This is a genomic window from uncultured Mesonia sp., assembly GCA_947499595.1.
GTDB lineage: Bacteria > Bacteroidota > Bacteroidia > Flavobacteriales > Flavobacteriaceae > Mesonia > Mesonia sediminis.
Window position 1 is genome coordinate 14,792 of record CANMOY010000012.1, and the last position, 18,215, is coordinate 33,006.

Here is an 18,215-nt window from a genome sequence, read left to right on the forward strand (position 1 = left end):
ATCTTGATGGCTGCTTTATTCGTTAGTTAAACGCTCATTTTCTATTCCTTCGGCAAGGCGTTTTTGAATAATCGGTTTGATTAAGGTTTTGCGAGGAAATTTCTCTAGAAAAGGTGTTTTTTCAAGTTCATTCTTCATTTTATCATCAAGATTCAAATACTTGTTTGTTCCCACTAGTATTTTTTCTTTTTGTTCAAAAGATTTTAATTCTTCTTGTGCAACCTCTTCTATTTTACGTTGTATAGTTCCATCCGTTAAAGCAGTTATAAAACCACCAGCTTGTTCTATAGATTTAAAAATACTTAACGCTTTTTCGGATATTTGCTGGGTTAGGCTTTCTAAGTAATAACTTCCATCTGCAGGATTACTCACTTTATCAAAATAACTTTCATTTTTTAAAACCAGCAACTGGTTACGAGCAATACGTCGGCCAAAATTGTTATCGTGGTGAAAAACGGAGTCATAGGCCGTATTTGCTACCCAATTTGCACCACCTAAGATAGCACTCATGCCTTCTGTTGTGGTGCGCAACATATTTACATTATAATCATATAAAGTTTTATTTCTTAAACTAGGGAATGCTAAGATTTCTATGTCTTGCGGTATTTCGTAGGCTTCGGCAATCTCGCTGTATATGATTCGTAAAGCCTTTAATTTGGCGATTTCTGCAAAATAATTTCCACCTATGCTTACATGGAATAGGGGTTTAAAATTTTTCGATTTTTCTGGAAAATGAACACTTAAATGATTTAAGTATTCATTTACGTGAGCCATCGCATAAGCAACCTGTTGTATATGATTGGCCCCGGCATTTTCATAGATTTCTGTACGAATACTTAAGAATATGGGGAAAGTACCTTGCGCCTTAATCAACCAGTTAAAATCTTCAAAATCTTTTCTTAGGTTTTGATGCCAATTTCCTGTGCTAGCTAAATGACCGATACAGTCTATCCCTATAGAAAACTGGTGATTCTTGCCGGATAGGAACTCTATTAAAGTATTAATTTCTTCTTCCTTTTGATATTCAAAATCTAGATAAACCGGAATGTTTTTAGAGTAAAGAGCCTCGACAAAAGCGATAGGGTTAGGGCTATTTTGTTTAAACTTGAGCCAAAGTGCTTGTGTTCCCTTTTCTAGAACTTCAAGAACATCATCTATATTTGTATTTGCACTAATTTCGAAAGACTCTGTAATTAACCAATTTTTTGGAGATTTTGGCATATAGCCAATTTCAGTCTCTTCTTGGTGATAAAATGGTTTTATATCAATTCCGTTTCTATCTTGAAAAATTAAGTTGTTATAATCTTCCCCTTTAAGATCGGCTTGTATTTTTGTTTTCCACTCTTTTGCAGAAACCGAGTTAAAATCCGCTAAAAGCGTTGTATTATTCTTGCTCATTTTTTGTTTTATATTCTATGATATACACCTCTTCATTTTCTTTTTTCATAAAATAAGTTTCGCGTGCGAAACGCTCTAACTCCTCTGGCTTAGCGAGTTTCCTTAAAATGCTGGTGTCTTTTTTAATTTCTTCTACATAAAAAGCCTTGTTCTCTTCTAATTCGTGAATTTCTTGATTTAGTTCCTGATGAACCAACCAAGAATTGCTGTCTAAAAAAAGCATCCAGATCCCGAATAGCAAAAGCAGGAGCACATATTTATTACTCAAGAATTTAAACCAAGGATTTTGAAATAAGGCTTTTAATCGCATAGTACGAAGATACAAAATATTCGATTGCTGAGTTAGGGTAATGATTTTGAAAAAAAATCCTTACCAACAGAATTGAGTAAGGGTTTTGAGACTAAGCTAATTTTTCTTTTATAATAGTTTGCACTATATCTACCGCCACTGTATTGTAGCGGTTGTAGGGTATAATTATATCGGCAAATTCTTTTGTAGGTTCAATGAATTGTTGGTGCATGGGTTTTAAGGTGGTTTGGTACCTGTTTAAAACCTCGTCAAGATCCCTGCCTCTTTCATTCATGTCTCGCTTCAAACGTCTTATGAGTCGCTCATCGCTATCAGCGTGCACATAAATTTTAATATCACACATTTTGCGTAACTTCGGGTTGGTTAGAATTAAGATTCCTTCTACAATCATCACCTTTTTAGGGTGGGTTAAAATGGTTTCTCCTGTGCGGTTATGCTCTTTGAAACTGTAAATAGGTTGATTTATTGCTTCTCCCTTTTTTAAAGCTTTTAGGTGGTTAACCAATAAATCAAAATCGATTGATTGTGGATGGTCAAAATTGATTTGTGTACGTTCTTCATAACTGAGTTCACTGGTGTCTCTATAGTAAGAGTCTTGTGAGATTACAGCCACCTCTTCGTGTTTCAATTCATCTACAATGGTGTTTACTACTGTCGTTTTACCACCGCCAGTACCACCAGCAATTCCAATTATTAGCATTTAATTAATTTTTAGGCAAAATTAAGAAATAATTATGCTTTTTATAAAGCCGCTTACTCATTATCTTGGTCTAATTCTCTTTTTTTATCTGATTTTTTAGGTGACATTTTGATAATAAGCCAAATAAAGCCAACGATAAAATGTAAAACTATAATGGCTGCTACCCAAAATGTAAAAGTGTCTGAATTTCTCATGTGAATGGATATTAATGACTGTGATCGGCTTCTCCTTTTTTAGATTCAGCCAAAATATAATAAGCGTTGTTCATAGCATAAAGCGTTTTTTCTGGCTGCTCATCTAAAAATTTTACAGCCGTATGGCTGCCATCGTTAGTTTGAGGAATTACCGATATAGGCTCAAAGCTATAATTTTCTTTATTAGGGTTTACCGCAAAAACAAAAGCATTTGTACCCTCTTTTACAATGGCTTCATTGGGAAAAGCCCACTGCATTGTTTCTTCTAAGTAAATACGGCCTTCTAAATACATTCCCGGAATGAATTTAAAGTCATCTTCTTTAATTTCGGCATGAACGTGAATAGCATTGGCTTCTTTTTCAAGAGATTTTGAGGTGGCAAAGATAATCGCTTCGAATTCTTTTTCACTTGACCCGATTCTAAATTTGATTTTCTGGTTTTCTTCTACCAAATGAGCTTGGTCTTCATAAACCAAAAAATCGGCGTGAACGTGATGGTCATTAAGAATAGTAATTAGAGTAGTTTGAGGAGCTACAAACTGCCCTATATTGACTTTTACCTTTTGTATATATCCATCAAGTGGACTTTTAATGGCTACTTTATTTTGAATTGTTCCTTGTTGCAAGCTGGTCACCGAAATATTTAGCAGTTTTAATTTTTCTTCCAAGCCTTTTATTAGACCGTTTTTAGCTCTAAAATCGGCTTCAGCTTTTTGAAAGTTCATTCCCGATCCTACACCGGCTTCGTATAATTTTTTTTGCCGTTCATACTCTTTTTTCAAGTAAATCAGGTCGTTAAAGTTTTCTAAATAGGTAGTTTGCAATTCGATAATGTCGGGATGTTGCAGATAGGCTATGATTTCATTGGCTTTTACTTGTTGCCCTTCAATGACCAAAATATTTTGAACATTTGCTCCTATGGGGCTGTTTACCCTTGCTTCATTTTGTGGTGGAACTTCTAAAGTGCCGTTTACCGTGATGGTTTGCCCCATATTGCGCTTTTGCAAGCGCTCTAATTTAAGATCTAATACTTCTGCCTGTTTTTTACTAAGTAAAATATCATCGTGGTGCTCGGCACCGGTTGCAATTTCGTTTTTTTCTTGATTAGGTTTATCTTGTTTCTGGCAAGCGGTAAAGCCAAACAACAATAAAGATAATAGTATATATTTCATGATTAATTAGGATTGTAATAATTAAGATTGTGAACTGCCATTAAATAAGCTTGTAAGCTTTGCAATGCATCTAGTTCGGTTTCAACTGCTTGATTAACCAATTGTGTGAATTCAATATAGTTAATGGCACCTTCTTTAAACGCAAAGAGCGCTCCTTTTTTCTGTTTTTTAATTAAGTTTAAACCGGTGTTTTGATAACTTTCCCAGTTGCTTTTTGCTTGCAGATAGTTGCTATAAGCCATTTTAAACTTAAGGTCTAGTTCTCGTTTTTTAAAGTCGAGGTTGTTTTTTTGTTTTTGATAGGCAAGTTTAGCCTGGTTTATTCGGCTTTTTAAGGTCCCATCTACAATAGGAATATTTAGACCAATTTGATAGGCTGCAAAACCTTTTTGATTATTTACTTCTTGAAAAACATATTCTAGGTTAAAGCTAGGCAGGCGTTTACTTTTTTCTTTTTGCCAAACTGCTTGGGCCAAGGCTTCGTTTTTTTGACTGAGAATAAATTCTGGATGTTCTTTTTCCTCAAAGTTTTTAGTTGACCAGTTATCTATAGTGTTTAGATGATCGGCTACATCATAAATTGTATTGGTAAATAAAAATAGATTTAAGCCTAAAAGCTTAGTCTCTGCATCACTTTTCGCTTGGCGTAAGGCTATATTTTTTTGCAAGATTAGGTTTTTTGCTGCATCCCTTTGCATGGTGGATATTGCTTCAACTTCATATTGCATATTTATAGCACGTTCAAATTCTTGGTAGATACTGTCAAGAGCTAAATATACTTCAAGCGTTTTTTTGGCAATTAAAGCTTCTGTCCATTTAATGCTTACGGTCTTTTTTAGATTTTCATAAGAAAGCTTTTTTAAACCTTCTGCCTGTTCTAGTTTTGCCCTAGCCCAAGCTGTTTTACTGCCTATACCTAAAAGTTCAATGTTGTTTTGACTAATACCAATAAGATTATACACTCCGCGACCATCTTTAAGTTCTTCGGCACCGGTGAAAATTTGCGTATTCCCCCAATTATAAGCTTCTGATTTTGCTTGTAAACTCTGTTCTACCGTAAGTAAATCATTTTTAATTTGTGGGAAATTGGTTGTTGCCGTATCAATTGCGGCTTTTAGGCTTAACGCTGGTAGATTTTCAATGCTTTGCGCTTGTGTATGGATGCTTACCAATAGCAATGTAATGGTAGCCAATGCCCATTTTTTATTGGTATTCTTATGTTTTCTTGTTTCAATCCATTGATACAAAATAGGTAAAATAAATAGGGTTAGTAAAGTTGCTGTTACAAGACCACCTATGACCACAGTGGCTAGTGGTTGCTGCACTTCAGCACCTGCCGAGGTTGATAGCGCCATAGGTAAAAAACCTAGAATATCGGTTAACGCGGTAAGCATAATAGGACGCAAACGCTGCTTGGTTCCGGTTAATATGCGCTCACGTAAGGATAACTCTTTATTTTGCTTGAGCGCGTTAAAACTACTAATTAAAACAAGTCCGTTTAAAACGGCCACCCCAAAAAGTACAATAAAACCAATACCCGCCGATATACTAAAGGGCATTCCACGAAGAACTAGAGCAAACACACCACCGATGGCTGCCAAAGGAATAGCCATATAAATTATCAAGGTTTGCTTTACGGATTTTAGGGCGAAGTAAATGAGTATAAAAATAAGTAACAAAGCGAGTGGTACTACGGTTTTAAGTTTCTTTGTTGCTCGTTCTAAGTTTTCAAAAGCTCCTCCATATTCTAAATAATACCCAGGTGGGAGTACTAGGTTTTTGTCTAAAATTTGTTGTATGTCCTGTACTACCGAAGCCACATCTCGATCTCTTATATTTATACCCACATAGGTGCGCCGGTTGGTATTGTCTCTACTTATTTGCATAGGGCCAGTTTCAAACTTAACCGCTGCAACTTCTCTTAAGGGTATTTGATTACCTGTAGGTAGTTTTATAAATAAATTCTCAAGGCTTTCGGCATTAGCGCGTTGATTTTCAGGAAGCCGCACTACTAAATCAAATTTTTTAATGCCTTCAAAAATTACCCCGGCTTTTTTTCCTGAGAAACTGGTAGTAATGAGGTCATTTACTTGTTCAATACTTAAGCCGTATTGTGCCAATTTATGCCGTTTGTAATCGATAGTTATTTGAGGTAATCCAGTGGTGGCTTCAACTTTAGCCTCAGCTATTCCTGGCACATTTTTAATCAGTTCATTTATTTCTTCCGCTTTAAGCGCTAAAAGATTTAAATCTTCACCAAAAATCTTAATCGCCACATCTTCTCGGACTCCTGTAAGTAACTCATTGAATCTCATTTCTATAGGCTGGGTAAACTCGTAGGAAATACCGGGTATTTGATTAAGGTCATCTTTTACAGCGGCTATAAAAGCCTCCTTGTCAGGCACAGTAGTCCATTCAAGATCATTATGAAATATGATAAAAGTATCGGCGATATCCATAGGCATAGGATCTGTAGCTACCTCGGCTACACCAATACGACTAATTACAGATTTGACTTCTGGATATTTATCTAAGATTATTTTCTCTACCTGTGTGGTAGTGGCAACTGTTTCGTTAAGCGAACTTCCAGGTTTAAGTATGGTGTGAAAAGCAATATCACCTTCATCGAGTTGCGGAATAAATTCTGCTCCAATCTGCATAAAAGTATAGGTGGCAAGCACTAACAAAATTACGGCACTACCCACAAACCAGCGCCCCCAGTTTAAACTTTTACTCAGAGCGTTAGTGTAAGCCGATTCTAACTTTTTAATGCCGTGATTTATTTTTTTAAATCGTTTTACTTTTGCTGGCTTTGCTTTAAGAAACAGGGCCGTCATCATAGGTACGTATGTGAGGCAGAGAATCATAGCGCCGAGCATGGCAAAGATAAATGTTAGGGCCATGGGTTTAAACATCTTACCCTCAACACCCTCTAAACTCAAAATAGGAATAAAGACAATGATAATAATGAGCTGACCAAAAAAAGCGGCATTCATCATTTTCTTTGAGGAGTTTGAAACCAGCTTCTCTTTATTAGATTGCGTTATTTTTTTATGCTTTAATAAATAGGCACTCAGGTAAAAAACACTACTTTCTACAATAATTACAGCGCCATCTACAATAATACCAAAATCAATTGCTCCTAAGCTCATTAGATTAGCCCATACCCCAAAGTAATGCATTAAAATAAATGCAAAAAGTAAAGATAATGGAATAGTAGAGGCTACAATGAGCCCTCCTCGCCAGTTTCCTAAAACCAAGACTAAGATAAAAATAACGATTAAGCCTCCTTCTAGTAAATTATTTTTTACGGTACTGGTAGTGCGTTCAATTAAATTGCTTCTATCTAAATAAGGCTCAATTTTAATGCCTTCTGGTAGGCTTTTCTCTATTTGTACCATTCTTTCTTTTACGTTTTGAATGACTTCATTAGAGTTAGCTCCTTTTAGCATCAAGATCATACCGCCAACCGTTTCGCCTTTACCATTTTTCGTAAGTGCTCCATAACGTAAATTGTGTCCTATTTTTACTTTAGCTACATCTTTAACGCGTACCGGTACACCTGATTTGGTGGTAATGAGTATTTGTTCTATATCTTTGACATTTTTAGCTAAGCCTTTGGCTCTAATAAAATTAGCTTGATGATTTTTTTCGATATAAGCACCTCCTGCATTTTGATTGTTTGATTTTAAACTGCGAAAAACATCAGCGATGGTCAAATCAAGAGCTTTTAATCGGCGCGGATCAACGGCTACTTCAAATTGCTTTTCTTTGCCACCAAATGCATTTACCTCTACAACACCAGGTACCAAGGCTAATTGCCTGCTTATTATCCAATCTTGAACAACTCTTAAATCGGTTAGGGTGTATTCATCTTTAAAGCTTTCGTCTACGGCTAAGGTGTATTGATAAATTTCTCCTAAACCTGTGGAAATTGGACTTAAATTAGGGTTGCCAAAGCCTTCTGGTATTTCTTCTCGTACCAATTCTAATTTTTCACTTACCAACTGCCTGGGGAGATAGGTTCCTAATTCATCTTTAAAAACAATGGTTACTACCGATAAGCCGAAACGAGAAATAGAGCGTACTTCCTCGACATCTGGAAGGTTACTCATGGCCAATTCTATAGGGTAGGTGACAAATTGCTCAACGTCTTCAGTGCTTAGATTTGGCGATTCGGTAATTACTTGAACTTGGTTATTGGTTATATCTGGAGTGGCGTCTATGGGTACTTGGTTAACGCTATAAAACCCCAGTACTACCCAAATTAGTATGAATATTCCAATAAGCATTTTATGCTTGATTGAAAAATCAATAATGCGGTTAATCATATAATTAGGTATAAAAAATTAAACTTTAAGGCTTAGTTTGAAAGTAGCTAAACTTTTCTTTACGGATTAATTTTTAGACCTGCGGAGGTTGTAATAGGTTTAGTTGATAGTTTTCTAAGAATTGTTGGGTGAGTCTATGCTTTTGCTGTTTATTTTGCCTCACACTTAACTCATAATTAAAATTTTGCGTTTGAATGATGTGAATATGACAACAATGACATTGACAAAAAGGAGAGCAAAGATCAAGCTCGTGGTGATGCTCTGACTCATTGTGCTCTTGAGTAGCTTCAAGGACCAATAAATCAGTAGTCGTTTGTTCTTTTAAATTTGAATTACTAAAGTTATCTTTGCTTTGTAGATTGTCACCACAAGGGACAAAATTGAGCCCCAATAGGTATACAGAAAAGATAAAAACGACTAACCTCATAAAACAAAATTACTTAAATTTTATGGGAATCTATATTACTTAAGCAATTTTCTGATTGTTGTTTTGGTCTAATAATTTTTTTATTTGTATCATATTTTTTTGTTTCTGAGGTTCTAAAAACTTTTTTCCGAAATTTGTAAAATAAGTATGATTTTCTAGAAAAGAGCAATTTAGCTCTAGCCATTCTTTGGTTGTGAAAGATAAATTGAGCTGGTTGTGCCACTCTAAACGCAAGCATTTATTCTTTTCTTGGAAAGCCGTTGATCCTAAATGTGCTAAATCTGCATCGCAAAGCACTTTTTCTAATTGGGTTTTTGGTAGTTGCGGCATTTTGGTTCCTAAGATGCAATTGGTTACTTTTTCAATTCTATCTTTAGGATAATTATTCCGATTCAAAAAACAGCAAGCTTTATGGGCGCTAAGCAACTCGTGGCCTTGGAAAACTTGGGTGTTTCCTGTATCATGAAAAAGCGCCGCCAGTAAGACGATTTCCAAATCATCTTGATTAAGTTTTTCATAGCTTCCAATTGCTTTTACATTGTTGTAGACATCTTGCGTGTGTTGGCAATTATGAAATGCTAGGAAATTACATCTACTTTCCCTTAAGATACGTAAACAATGATTTAAAGCTTTTTGTATAATAGCCGACATAAATTTAATTTTACTATGCTATATTTAGAACTATTATAAAGCTTATTTATTGTATTTTAAAACTAGGTATAATTTTAAGGTTGGTAATTTGATTGGTAGATACTTTCCAATGCACTTAAGGTTTCTACGTTTTGAGTTACAATATACTCACCTGGTTTAAGACCTTGTAAAACTTCATAATAAAGTTCGGAGTGTTTTTTTACTTTCACTTTACGCGATTCAAAAATAAGTTGTTTGGGGTAGGTTTTTACATAAAGAATTTGTTCTCCTTTTGTATTTGTTGTTAAAGCTTCTTGAGGAATTAAAATTTTATTTTTTTGCTTTTCGAATTCTTGCTTTGGTAGAAAAACGTTGAGTAATAAATCGTCTTCTACAGGAATATTCTTAAAATCAACCAGTATTTTAATAAATATTCCTTGTTGTTTCTTTACGATTGAAGCATGATACTCAAGGTAGGTTAGAGGAATATTATCATTAGTTATGGAAACGTAAATATTGTCCGTGAAGTTTTTTGCTAATTGCCAATTAGCTGGCAACTTAAACGTTATTTCTTTCAGCTTTTTATTACTAAATTCAAATAGTGGTAAATCCAGTTTCGATTCTCTCCTAATACTAGAGTCAACTAAGTTTATTTTACCGTAATCTGGCGCTTTAAATTCAATATGCGGTAAAAGTTTACCCGTTTTTTCAATTTTTTTAAGATCTTCTGTTTTTAATCCTACACGGTATAAATTATTTTTTAAAGAGATGAGATTATTAATCTCACTTGGAGATTTTAACGCTTTTAAATAAGCCAGTTGGTAGCCAATAAAGTTTTCAGGATAAAATTTTCCAATTACCTCTCCTGGTTGTACAATTGTTGAGGTATCTAATGCTGGGCTCAATTTAAAAAAACCTTTAGAAGGTCTAGGTTGACGATAATAAGTAGGTTTAAACGATTTTGGTTTTATCTTAAGCTGATAATGATTAGATAAATCGGGTTGAATGCTTCTTATTTTTATCTCTGCACTAGAAAATAAACTAGTAGAAACAAGGAATTGTTCCGGTTTTATTTGAATTGAATTCCCTTGGTCTTTTATTATATCTTGCTTGCAAACCAAGCATTTATTTTGATTTCTTAAGTTTACGTGACTATGATTGATAATTTTCTTATCTAGAGAAATTTGTGTTGTGTTTCCAGTATAATAACTTCTGGGTTTAGGCATTTCTTTGTTGAAAACGATGTAGGCTAAATAACCTCCTGCTACCAATAAAATGACAAATAATATGGTGTTTTTCATAAAAGAATATTTCGATAGTTCAAAGGGCACACGAGTACTCCTTTGCTATTTTCTGTATATGTACTGAAACTTCTCACTATTATAACTAGCATACATTTTAATTAACTCCTGAAACTAGAAAATTAATTTACTGTTGCTAAGCTAGTGGTTATATTATACAAAATATTGCTGAGAGCTATCGTATTTTCAATCTCCAACGGCCTACTTAATTTTAACTAGTTTAATCCTATTCCGAGCTGATAGTTGTAATATTACCTATTAATTACGATCTTCAGCCAACTTAGTCTAGTTGCTTTTGTAAAAGTACAATTTCTTTTCGAATGTTGAAGAATAACAAATTAGCGAAATTCTACTTAAGGTACATTTATTTATTTAAATACCTATTTAAAGCTGAGGGTTTGTTAGTAGAGACACGAAATGTTGACTTCAGTTTTTACTTTTATGATAGTGCATTTTAATCATCATTTTAAACTCCTTTTAATAATTAATAGGGTAGTAGGGTTTATTTACAAAGCACTAATTTTTAGGATTTAAGTAATTAAGAACCTTTAAATCTTATGAGTGTTAAAAATTTTGTAGATATACTCTTTTTAGTCCACTTATTCACCTTGCGTATTAAGTGCTCTATAGTCGGTGTTTAATTAGGTGCAGCATTAGAATACAAGCAATAAATGCGAATTTTCTTGATGATAGGCGAGAAAAAATAAGAATGTTGGATTTAAATCAAAAATACGGTTTACCCAATTATAACAACAAGGTAAACCATATTTTTCTATAAGTGCAACTAGGGCTAAACTCGATTTATTTTGTCTTATTTTTTGAGAGTAGCCATCACGCTTCCACAACGAAGCATCTTATCGCCAAAATATGGATTAAGCACTTCTTCAGATTTAGAAAACCAAAAACCACCTCCATTATTAAATGCCATAGGGCAGTTGATTTTATAAATAGTACCAGAATTTAATTGTTTATCGATTTCTTGTTCTAAAACAATAGATAATTTTAAAAAATTCTCGCGTATAGACTCTATATCGTTAGCTTTAGTGATAGACTGGTATATTTCAAAAACTTCAGTGTCTTTGTTGATGGCATTTTGAATATATTCTTTTGCTATCGCATTAGATTTTTCTGCTTGGCCCGCCACCAATTGTTCTTGTAGTGCTAAATAGTACTTAAAATCGGTTTCGGTTTGATTGTCTTTAAAGCCAACTGTACTGGTTTCCTTATTCTTAGTGTTTATTTCAGTTTTTTCTGAACTTGTTCCTGTCTTTTTTGCATTTTCTTGGCAAGCTATTAAGCTCAATATGCAAACTAGATTAAGTAAAATATAGATTTTTCTCATGGTAAATGGATTGTTAAACATTTCAAAGCCTTTTTATTAGCTTTGAAACTGGGTTGTAAAAATAAAACGAAGTAGGTGTTTGACTCCTTAAATACCCGTGTAATTTTGTGGTGTTATTTGTTTGAGTTCATTTTTAACCTCATCTGTCACTTCTAAGGTCTCTATAAAAGCAGCAATACTCTCTGCATTTATTTTTTCATTGGTTCGAGTAAGTCCTTTTAAAGCCTCATAAGGAGAAGGATAAGCCTCTCTTCTTAATATGGTTTGAATAGCTTCGGCAACTACCGCCCAATTGCTCTCTAAATCTGCTTGTAGTTTTTCTTCATTTAAAAGTAACTTATTTAATCCTTTCAAGGTAGCTTTAAATGCGATTAAACTATGCCCCAAAGGCATACCAATTGCACGCAGTACAGTACTATCGGTAAGATCACGTTGCAATCTGCTTATGGGTAGTTTTGCCGCCAAGTGCTCATATAAAGCATTTGCAATCCCCAAATTACCTTCACTATTTTCAAAGTCAATAGGGTTTACTTTATGTGGCATTGCCGATGATCCAACTTCTCCTTTTTTTATTTTTTGTTTAAAATAATCCATAGAAACGTAGGTCCATATATCTCTATCTAAATCAATTAAAATTGTATTGATTCGTTTGAGAGCATCAAAACAAGCGGCTAGATAGTCGTAATGTTCAATTTGAGTTGTAGGAAAAGAATGTTTCATCCCTAAACCTTCGACAAAACTCTCCGCGAAATTTTTCCAGTCTACATTAGGGTAAGCAACGTGATGTGCATTAAAATTTCCGGTAGCCCCTCCAAATTTTGCTGCGGTTGGTAACGCTAATAAAAGCTTGCGCTGTTGATCAAGACGCTCTACAAATACAGCGATTTCCTTACCTAATCGAGTAGGAGAAGCAGGTTGACCGTGAGTTCTCGCCAACAGTGGAATCGCTTCCCATTCTTGTGCTAGTTGGTTTAATTTTTCAATAACCGCGTCTATTTCTGGAATATAGACTTGATCTAATGCATCTTTTAAACTTAGGGGCACAGCCGTATTGTTAATATCTTGAGAGGTAAGCCCAAAATGGATAAACTCTTTAGCTTCACTTAGTTTTAATTGATCAAATTTTTCTTTAATAAAATACTCAACGGCCTTAACATCGTGATTGGTAACTTTTTCTATATCTTTAACTGCCTGTGCATCATCACTGGTAAAGTTTTCATAAATTGTGCGTAATTTTGGAAACAAGTCAGCTTCAATATGACTCAGTTGAGGTAGGGGTATTTCGCATAAAGCGATAAAATATTCAATTTCAATTTTAACGCGATACTTAATCAAAGCCTCTTCGCTAAAAAAAGGTATCAATTCTTTTGTCTTTGAAGCGTACCTTCCGTCAATCGGACTTATGGCTTGTAGTGCATTCATAAAAATAGTTGTGTTGTTTTCAATAAACAAACAAAGATAATTTCTTTTTTGTTAGCTTAAAATATATTAAGCCTAAATTGCCTTGGCTTTTTAGGAATTAAATCCGAAAAGGATAGCACTACAGTTATAACAATTTAAATTTAACGAACAGGCTTTTTAATTTGCTTAAAAAGAGTCGATTATAATTTTGTTAAAAAAATAATCGTATTGAAATTTGAACTAATTTTGGCCTTTTAAAATTTGATGCTATGCAACGGGAGAAGTTAGCTTTAGTAACCGGTATTTTAGGTATATCGGTTTTCCCTATATTGGTTAAAATGGGATATACGTCTGGATTGGTTTCGGCCTTTTATCGCATGTTTTTTGCTTTTATTATTTTGCTTCCTATTGTTTTGTTTACTAAAGCCTTTAGATGGCCATCTTTAAAATTTATATTTTTAGCATTACTTTGTGGTGCCTTATTTGGCGCCGATGTCGCCGTATGGAATATTGCAATCGAGGAGTCAACCGCTACCCAAGCCACCTTACTCACCAATTTGTCGCCAATTTGGGTAGGTATAGGCGCTTTCTTGTTTTTAGCTGATAAACCAAGAACAAATTTTTGGGTAGGAACAGTAGTAGCACTTTTGGGTATGGTAACCATTGTAGGGTTCAAGTTTATTTTGAATCTTGAATTTGATCGAGCCTTTTTATTCGGAATTTTATCGGGTGTCTTTTACTCTATTTATTTTTTAGTGTCTAAACGTGTGTTAGACCATATGAATATTACCAGTTTCATGCTGATTAACCTAGCCGCTTCTTCGGTTTTTTTAGGAATACTAAATTTAATCGCACAAGAAAATTTAATCAATCACTCTGCACAAGCTTGGTTTGTTTTGCTTACCCAGGCCGTGGTCTGCCAATTAATAGCTTGGCTAGCGCTAAATTATGCCGTTAGTAAAATGCGGGCTACACGCGTTAGTTTGGCTTTACTAGGTCAGGCGGTTTTAACAGCTTTTTTAGCCTGGTTGCTTTTAAATGAACCCATAAGCTTTCAAATGCTTGTAGGTAGTTTAATATTGTTGAGTGGTATTGCAATTACATTTATTCCCTTTAATAAATCTAGTTGGAGTTTGTCAAGAAAAATCAGAGTAAAAAATATAAAACCTAAATTGCCTAAAATGGGTTAAGCTTGTTTTATGAGTACCTTAGCCAGTTTGGGTAAAGCTAGGCTCGCCTTTTCTGGATAGACAAAAATATTTCCTTTTGGTTTAGTGTGCGGATTTAAATCAATTACATGAGTAGGAGTTTTTGGGGCGGCATAATCAACTAAACCTGCTGCGGGATAGACTTGCATAGAAGTGCCTACAATCATTATGATATCGGCTTGAGTAACTTTTGAAATGGCCAATTCCAGCTTAGGTAAAGCCTCGCCAAACCAAACAATGTGTGGTCTTAGTTGTTTTCCCTGCGAACAAAAATCGCCAATATTTAAATCATTTGGCCAATGCAGTATTTCTTTCTCATTTACACAACTTCTGGCTTTTAAGAGTTCACCGTGAAGATGAATAACAGAGGTGCTTCCGGCGCGTTCATGAAGATCGTCTACATTTTGGGTGATGATGCAAACCTCATAAAATTTTTCTAAATCTTTTAGAGCCAAATGAGCTGCATTAGGTTGTACCTTTTTCAATTGTCGGCGTCTTTGATTATAAAATGAAAGGACCAAATCGGGGTTTTCTTCCCATCCTTCGGGAGAGGCTACTTGCATAATATCATGGTTTTCCCATAAACCATTCGCATCGCGAAAAGTTTGAATACCGCTTTCTGCAGATATTCCAGCACCACTTAAAACTACTAGCTTTTTTTTCATATTATTTGGATAAATTTATAGCAATTTAAAAAAAATAAAGAATAATAAAATTTTTATGGATTTATTTAGGTGTTTATAATCAATGACTTAGCAGTTGTTGTCAATTTTTTTTAAAAATAAATCAGTTTTTTAAAAACCGAAGTACATTTTTGCTCGTAAGTAAGGTAGAATCAAAAATGTTTAATCAAATAAAAGAAATTATGAAAACAAAAATTTTGACAACCTTAGTACTGGCCTTTTTATGTTTAACTAGCTGTAGCGATGACGACGACGCTGGAGGGACACCTATAATGCCTGAAAGTAAAACTTATCCGCTTATGTCAGTATCAGACCCAAGCATTATGGGTACGGTAACCTTTGAAAAAACGAATAATAATATGACACGAGTAATGGTAGAATTAGAAGGTACAGAACCAGGAGATATGCATCCTGCTCATATTCATATGAACACCGCAGCAGAAGGAGGCGACATCGCCGTAAGTTTAGAACCTATCGATGGTTCTACTGGTATGAGTACAACCACTTTTAGTCAATTGAACAACGGTATGGCTATTACCTATGAAGATTTACTCAATTTTGATGGTTATGTAAATGTGCATAAAAGTGCCGACGATTTGGCTACTTTAGTTGCTCAAGGCGATATAGGCCAAAACGAGTTGACAATGACTTCAAAAACCTATGCTTTAGGGAGTGTAGATGTACCAGGAATTATGGGTGAAGCTAAATTTACAAAACGTGTAAACGGAACCGCTCTTATCGAGGTTATGCTAGAAAATACTCCAGCAAATGGAATGCATCCTGGTCATATTCATATGAATACTGCGGCAGAAGGCGGAGCTATTGCTTTAAGCTTAACTCCAGTAAATGGAGCTACCGGAATGAGTAAGACACAAGCAGGAATGCTAGACAACGGGGATATGATTACTTATGATGAATTAATGAATTTTGATGGGTACATTAATATCCATAAAAGCGCAGACGATTTGGCTACTTTAGTTGCTCAAGGCGATATAGGCCAGAACGAGTTGACAATGACTTCAAAAACCTATGCTTTAGGGAGTGTAGATGTACCAGGAATTATGGGTGAAGCTAAATTTACAAAACGTGTAAACGGAACCGCTCTTATCGAGGTTATGCTAGAAAATACTCCAGCAAACGGAATGCATCCTGGTCATATTCATATGAATACTGCGGCAGAAGGCGGAGCTATTGCTTTAAGCTTAACTCCAGTAAATGGAGCTACCGGAATGAGTAAGACGCAAGCAGGAATGCTAGACAACGGGGATATGATTACTTATGATGAATTAATGAATTTTGATGGGTACATTAATATCCATAAAAGTGCCGACGATTTGGCTACTTTAGTTGCTCAAGGCGATATAGGCCAGAATGAGTTGACTGGTGAGATGATGAGTTATAATCTTAATGCGGTTTCTGGATCGGGTGTTATGGGTGATGCTACTTTTTATGAAAGAATGAATGGCGAAGCACTTTTAGTAATTGAACTAATGGGTACGATGGCAGGAGATATGCACCCAGCTCATATTCATATGGGAGATGTCAACAACCCAGGAGGTATCGCAGTTAGCTTAACTCAAGTAATGGGAGATACAGGAATTTCAAAAACAAATATTGCTATGAAAGATGACAACACTGTTTTTGGTTATGATGACGCACTTGCTTTTGGAGGATATATCAATATTCACAAAAGTATGGCAGATTTAGCCACTATTGTTGCTCAAGGAGATATTGGTTCAAATAGTAACTAATATGTGATTTGTTTTGTTTGATGAGAGCTGCCCATTTGGGCAGCTTTTCTTTTTTATACCTTTCCTAAAGTATATAAGCGTTCTAGAGTTGGTGTAGCACTGCCGCCAGCTGGCTCTAAGGTAATTCCGAAGGCTTCAGTGGTTAAATTTGGATTTATGTTAATAGACACAAAACCATTATCTGTAGAAGGTTCTAGTAGTCCAAGATTTGTAGGGGTTAGAGGGTTTAATTCTAAAGACCATAGTTGGTATACCATACCTTTTGGAGCCTCGGGTAAACCTTTTAAATCTATTACTACTTTATTATCCGAAGTATTTAGGAAGGCTTGCGCAAAGCTTTCTTGATAGTTCCCTTGTCCAGGCAGGAAGATTGCTTTAGTGTTTTTATCGGTTAAAAAGTCTATTTTAGACTGATACTCTTGTTCAAGACTAACTAGGCGTTCGTTTTCTAATTCAATGCGTTCCTTAGAATTAACAATTTGCTTTAACTCTTGCTTTACGGATTGATTTTTAACATAAAAAATGCCACTCAAAGTAACAAAAAGGCTTAGCCCAGCGGCATAACCTATGATTGGTATTAGCCGTATTATTTTGCTTTTAGGCTGCTTGTTTTTAAATAATTGAGCTTTAATTTTAGCATAATTAGTAGCCGGTAAATAAGATGCGGTTCCCGAAGCTAACCTATGTAGGGCAAGCTCAATGGCTTCAACCTCAGCTTGAAGTTCAGGATGTAAATCAATTTTCTTTTTTACTTCTTTGCTTTCAGCCTCTTCCAAAGCGCCATAAACATATAACTCTAGTATTCCTGACTCTATGTATTCTTTTATCTTCATTTTACTTGCAATAAATTTCTTAGTTCATGAATACATGCTCTATTCCTAGTTTTTAAGGTACCCAAAGGAATTTTTAAATTTTCTGAGGCCTCTTTGTGTGTAAATCCTTTAAAAAATAGCAAATCAATAATTTTGTTACAAGCGGGCTTTAATTTCTTAATAAATTTTTCAATCCCAATACTATTTACTTGATTATTTAAAGAAGCATGTGTTTCTATACTATGTACGAAATTATTAGCATCTAGGTTTTGTCTTTCTTTTTTATATGCTTTAGATCTATACTTATCTATAGCTGAATTACGTGCTATATTCACAATCCAAGTAAAAAACCTACCTTTTTCGGGATCGTATTGGGGTAAATTTCTCCAAATTTTCACCATCACTTCTTGCAAGACATCTTCAGATTGTGCTTTATTTTTAATTATGTTTTCTATGACACCAAACAAGCTTTGAGCATACATATCGTATAAATAGTCAAAAGCCTGCTCATCTTTTTTGTTGATTAACGTAACCAGTTCATCTTGTGTCATAAAA

The 18,215-nt window shown here is 34.8% G+C and carries 16 protein-coding genes; 2 read left to right on the top strand and 14 right to left on the bottom strand.

The features are described 5' to 3' along the window. Window positions 1–15 precede the first annotated feature (15 nt). From ACH2AZ_RS11595 to purB, 11 genes are all read right to left on the bottom strand, one after another. A complete protein-coding gene (locus ACH2AZ_RS11595; RefSeq protein ID WP_394907975.1) occupies window positions 16–1,398 on the bottom strand; it encodes a methylmalonyl-CoA mutase subunit beta in 1,383 nt (460 codons plus the stop codon). Continuing rightward, the gene (locus tag ACH2AZ_RS11600; RefSeq protein WP_394907976.1) at window positions 1,385–1,708 is read right to left on the bottom strand and encodes a septum formation initiator family protein; all 324 of its coding nucleotides are present in this window, start codon (window positions 1,706–1,708) and stop codon (window positions 1,385–1,387) included. The genes ACH2AZ_RS11595 and ACH2AZ_RS11600 overlap by 14 nt, the downstream gene beginning before the upstream one ends. Window positions 1,709–1,799: 91 nt before the next feature. Next, on the bottom strand, window positions 1,800–2,408 hold the full coding sequence (udk, locus tag ACH2AZ_RS11605) for a uridine kinase (protein WP_147862768.1): 609 nt from the start codon (window positions 2,406–2,408) through the stop codon (window positions 1,800–1,802). Window positions 2,409–2,461: 53 nt separating this feature from the next. Then, window positions 2,462–2,602 carry a hypothetical protein gene (locus ACH2AZ_RS11610; RefSeq protein ID WP_187240811.1) on the bottom strand — a complete coding sequence of 47 codons (141 nt, stop codon included), beginning with the start codon at window positions 2,600–2,602 and terminating at the stop codon, window positions 2,462–2,464. 11 nt (window positions 2,603–2,613) lie between these two features. After that, window positions 2,614–3,774 carry an efflux RND transporter periplasmic adaptor subunit gene (locus ACH2AZ_RS11615; protein WP_394907977.1) on the bottom strand — a complete coding sequence of 387 codons (1,161 nt, stop codon included), beginning with the start codon at window positions 3,772–3,774 and terminating at the stop codon, window positions 2,614–2,616. Between the two features lie 2 nt (window positions 3,775–3,776). Then, entirely contained in the window at window positions 3,777–8,105 is a 4,329-nt protein-coding gene (locus ACH2AZ_RS11620; RefSeq protein ID WP_394907978.1) for a CusA/CzcA family heavy metal efflux RND transporter, read from the bottom strand. A gap of 73 nt (window positions 8,106–8,178) precedes the next feature. After that, the gene (locus tag ACH2AZ_RS11625) at window positions 8,179–8,532 is read right to left on the bottom strand and encodes a DUF6660 family protein (RefSeq protein ID WP_394907979.1); all 354 of its coding nucleotides are present in this window, start codon (window positions 8,530–8,532) and stop codon (window positions 8,179–8,181) included. Between the two features lie 39 nt (window positions 8,533–8,571). After that, entirely contained in the window at window positions 8,572–9,183 is a 612-nt protein-coding gene (locus ACH2AZ_RS11630) for an HD domain-containing protein (RefSeq protein ID WP_394907980.1), read from the bottom strand. A gap of 74 nt (window positions 9,184–9,257) precedes the next feature. Beyond that, window positions 9,258–10,463 carry a hypothetical protein gene (locus ACH2AZ_RS11635; RefSeq protein ID WP_394907981.1) on the bottom strand — a complete coding sequence of 402 codons (1,206 nt, stop codon included), beginning with the start codon at window positions 10,461–10,463 and terminating at the stop codon, window positions 9,258–9,260. A gap of 811 nt (window positions 10,464–11,274) precedes the next feature. Continuing rightward, window positions 11,275–11,805, bottom strand: a complete 531-nt coding sequence (locus ACH2AZ_RS11640) for a hypothetical protein (RefSeq protein WP_394907982.1) — start codon at window positions 11,803–11,805, stop codon at window positions 11,275–11,277. An 87-nt stretch (window positions 11,806–11,892) separates the two neighbouring features. Further along, on the bottom strand, window positions 11,893–13,227 hold the full coding sequence (gene purB, locus ACH2AZ_RS11645; RefSeq protein WP_379045303.1) for an adenylosuccinate lyase: 1,335 nt from the start codon (window positions 13,225–13,227) through the stop codon (window positions 11,893–11,895). A 248-nt stretch (window positions 13,228–13,475) separates the two neighbouring features. Here purB and ACH2AZ_RS11650 point away from each other — a divergent pair, with 248 nt between their 5' ends. After that, entirely contained in the window at window positions 13,476–14,396 is a 921-nt protein-coding gene (locus ACH2AZ_RS11650; protein WP_394907983.1) for a DMT family transporter, read from the top strand. On the opposite strand, the gene ACH2AZ_RS11655 is transcribed toward ACH2AZ_RS11650, so the two are convergent. After that, window positions 14,393–15,079: an NAD-dependent deacylase gene (locus ACH2AZ_RS11655; RefSeq protein WP_394907984.1), complete on the bottom strand. Its 687-nt coding sequence runs from the start codon at window positions 15,077–15,079 to the stop codon at window positions 14,393–14,395. The two genes, ACH2AZ_RS11650 and ACH2AZ_RS11655, sit on opposite strands and share 4 nt — an antisense overlap. Before the next feature lie 200 nt (window positions 15,080–15,279). On the opposite strand from ACH2AZ_RS11655, the gene ACH2AZ_RS11660 reads away from it, so the two are divergent. Next, the gene (locus ACH2AZ_RS11660) at window positions 15,280–16,848 is read left to right on the top strand and encodes a hypothetical protein (RefSeq protein ID WP_394907985.1); all 1,569 of its coding nucleotides are present in this window, start codon (window positions 15,280–15,282) and stop codon (window positions 16,846–16,848) included. Window positions 16,849–16,901: 53 nt separating this feature from the next. Here the strand turns inward: ACH2AZ_RS11660 and ACH2AZ_RS11665 are convergent, their stop codons facing one another. Beyond that, window positions 16,902–17,681, bottom strand: a complete 780-nt coding sequence (locus ACH2AZ_RS11665; protein WP_394907986.1) for an anti-sigma factor domain-containing protein — start codon at window positions 17,679–17,681, stop codon at window positions 16,902–16,904. Next, entirely contained in the window at window positions 17,678–18,211 is a 534-nt protein-coding gene (locus ACH2AZ_RS11670; protein WP_394907987.1) for an RNA polymerase sigma factor, read from the bottom strand. Before ACH2AZ_RS11670 ends, ACH2AZ_RS11665 begins: the two co-directional genes overlap by 4 nt. Window positions 18,212–18,215: the final 4 nt, after the last annotated feature.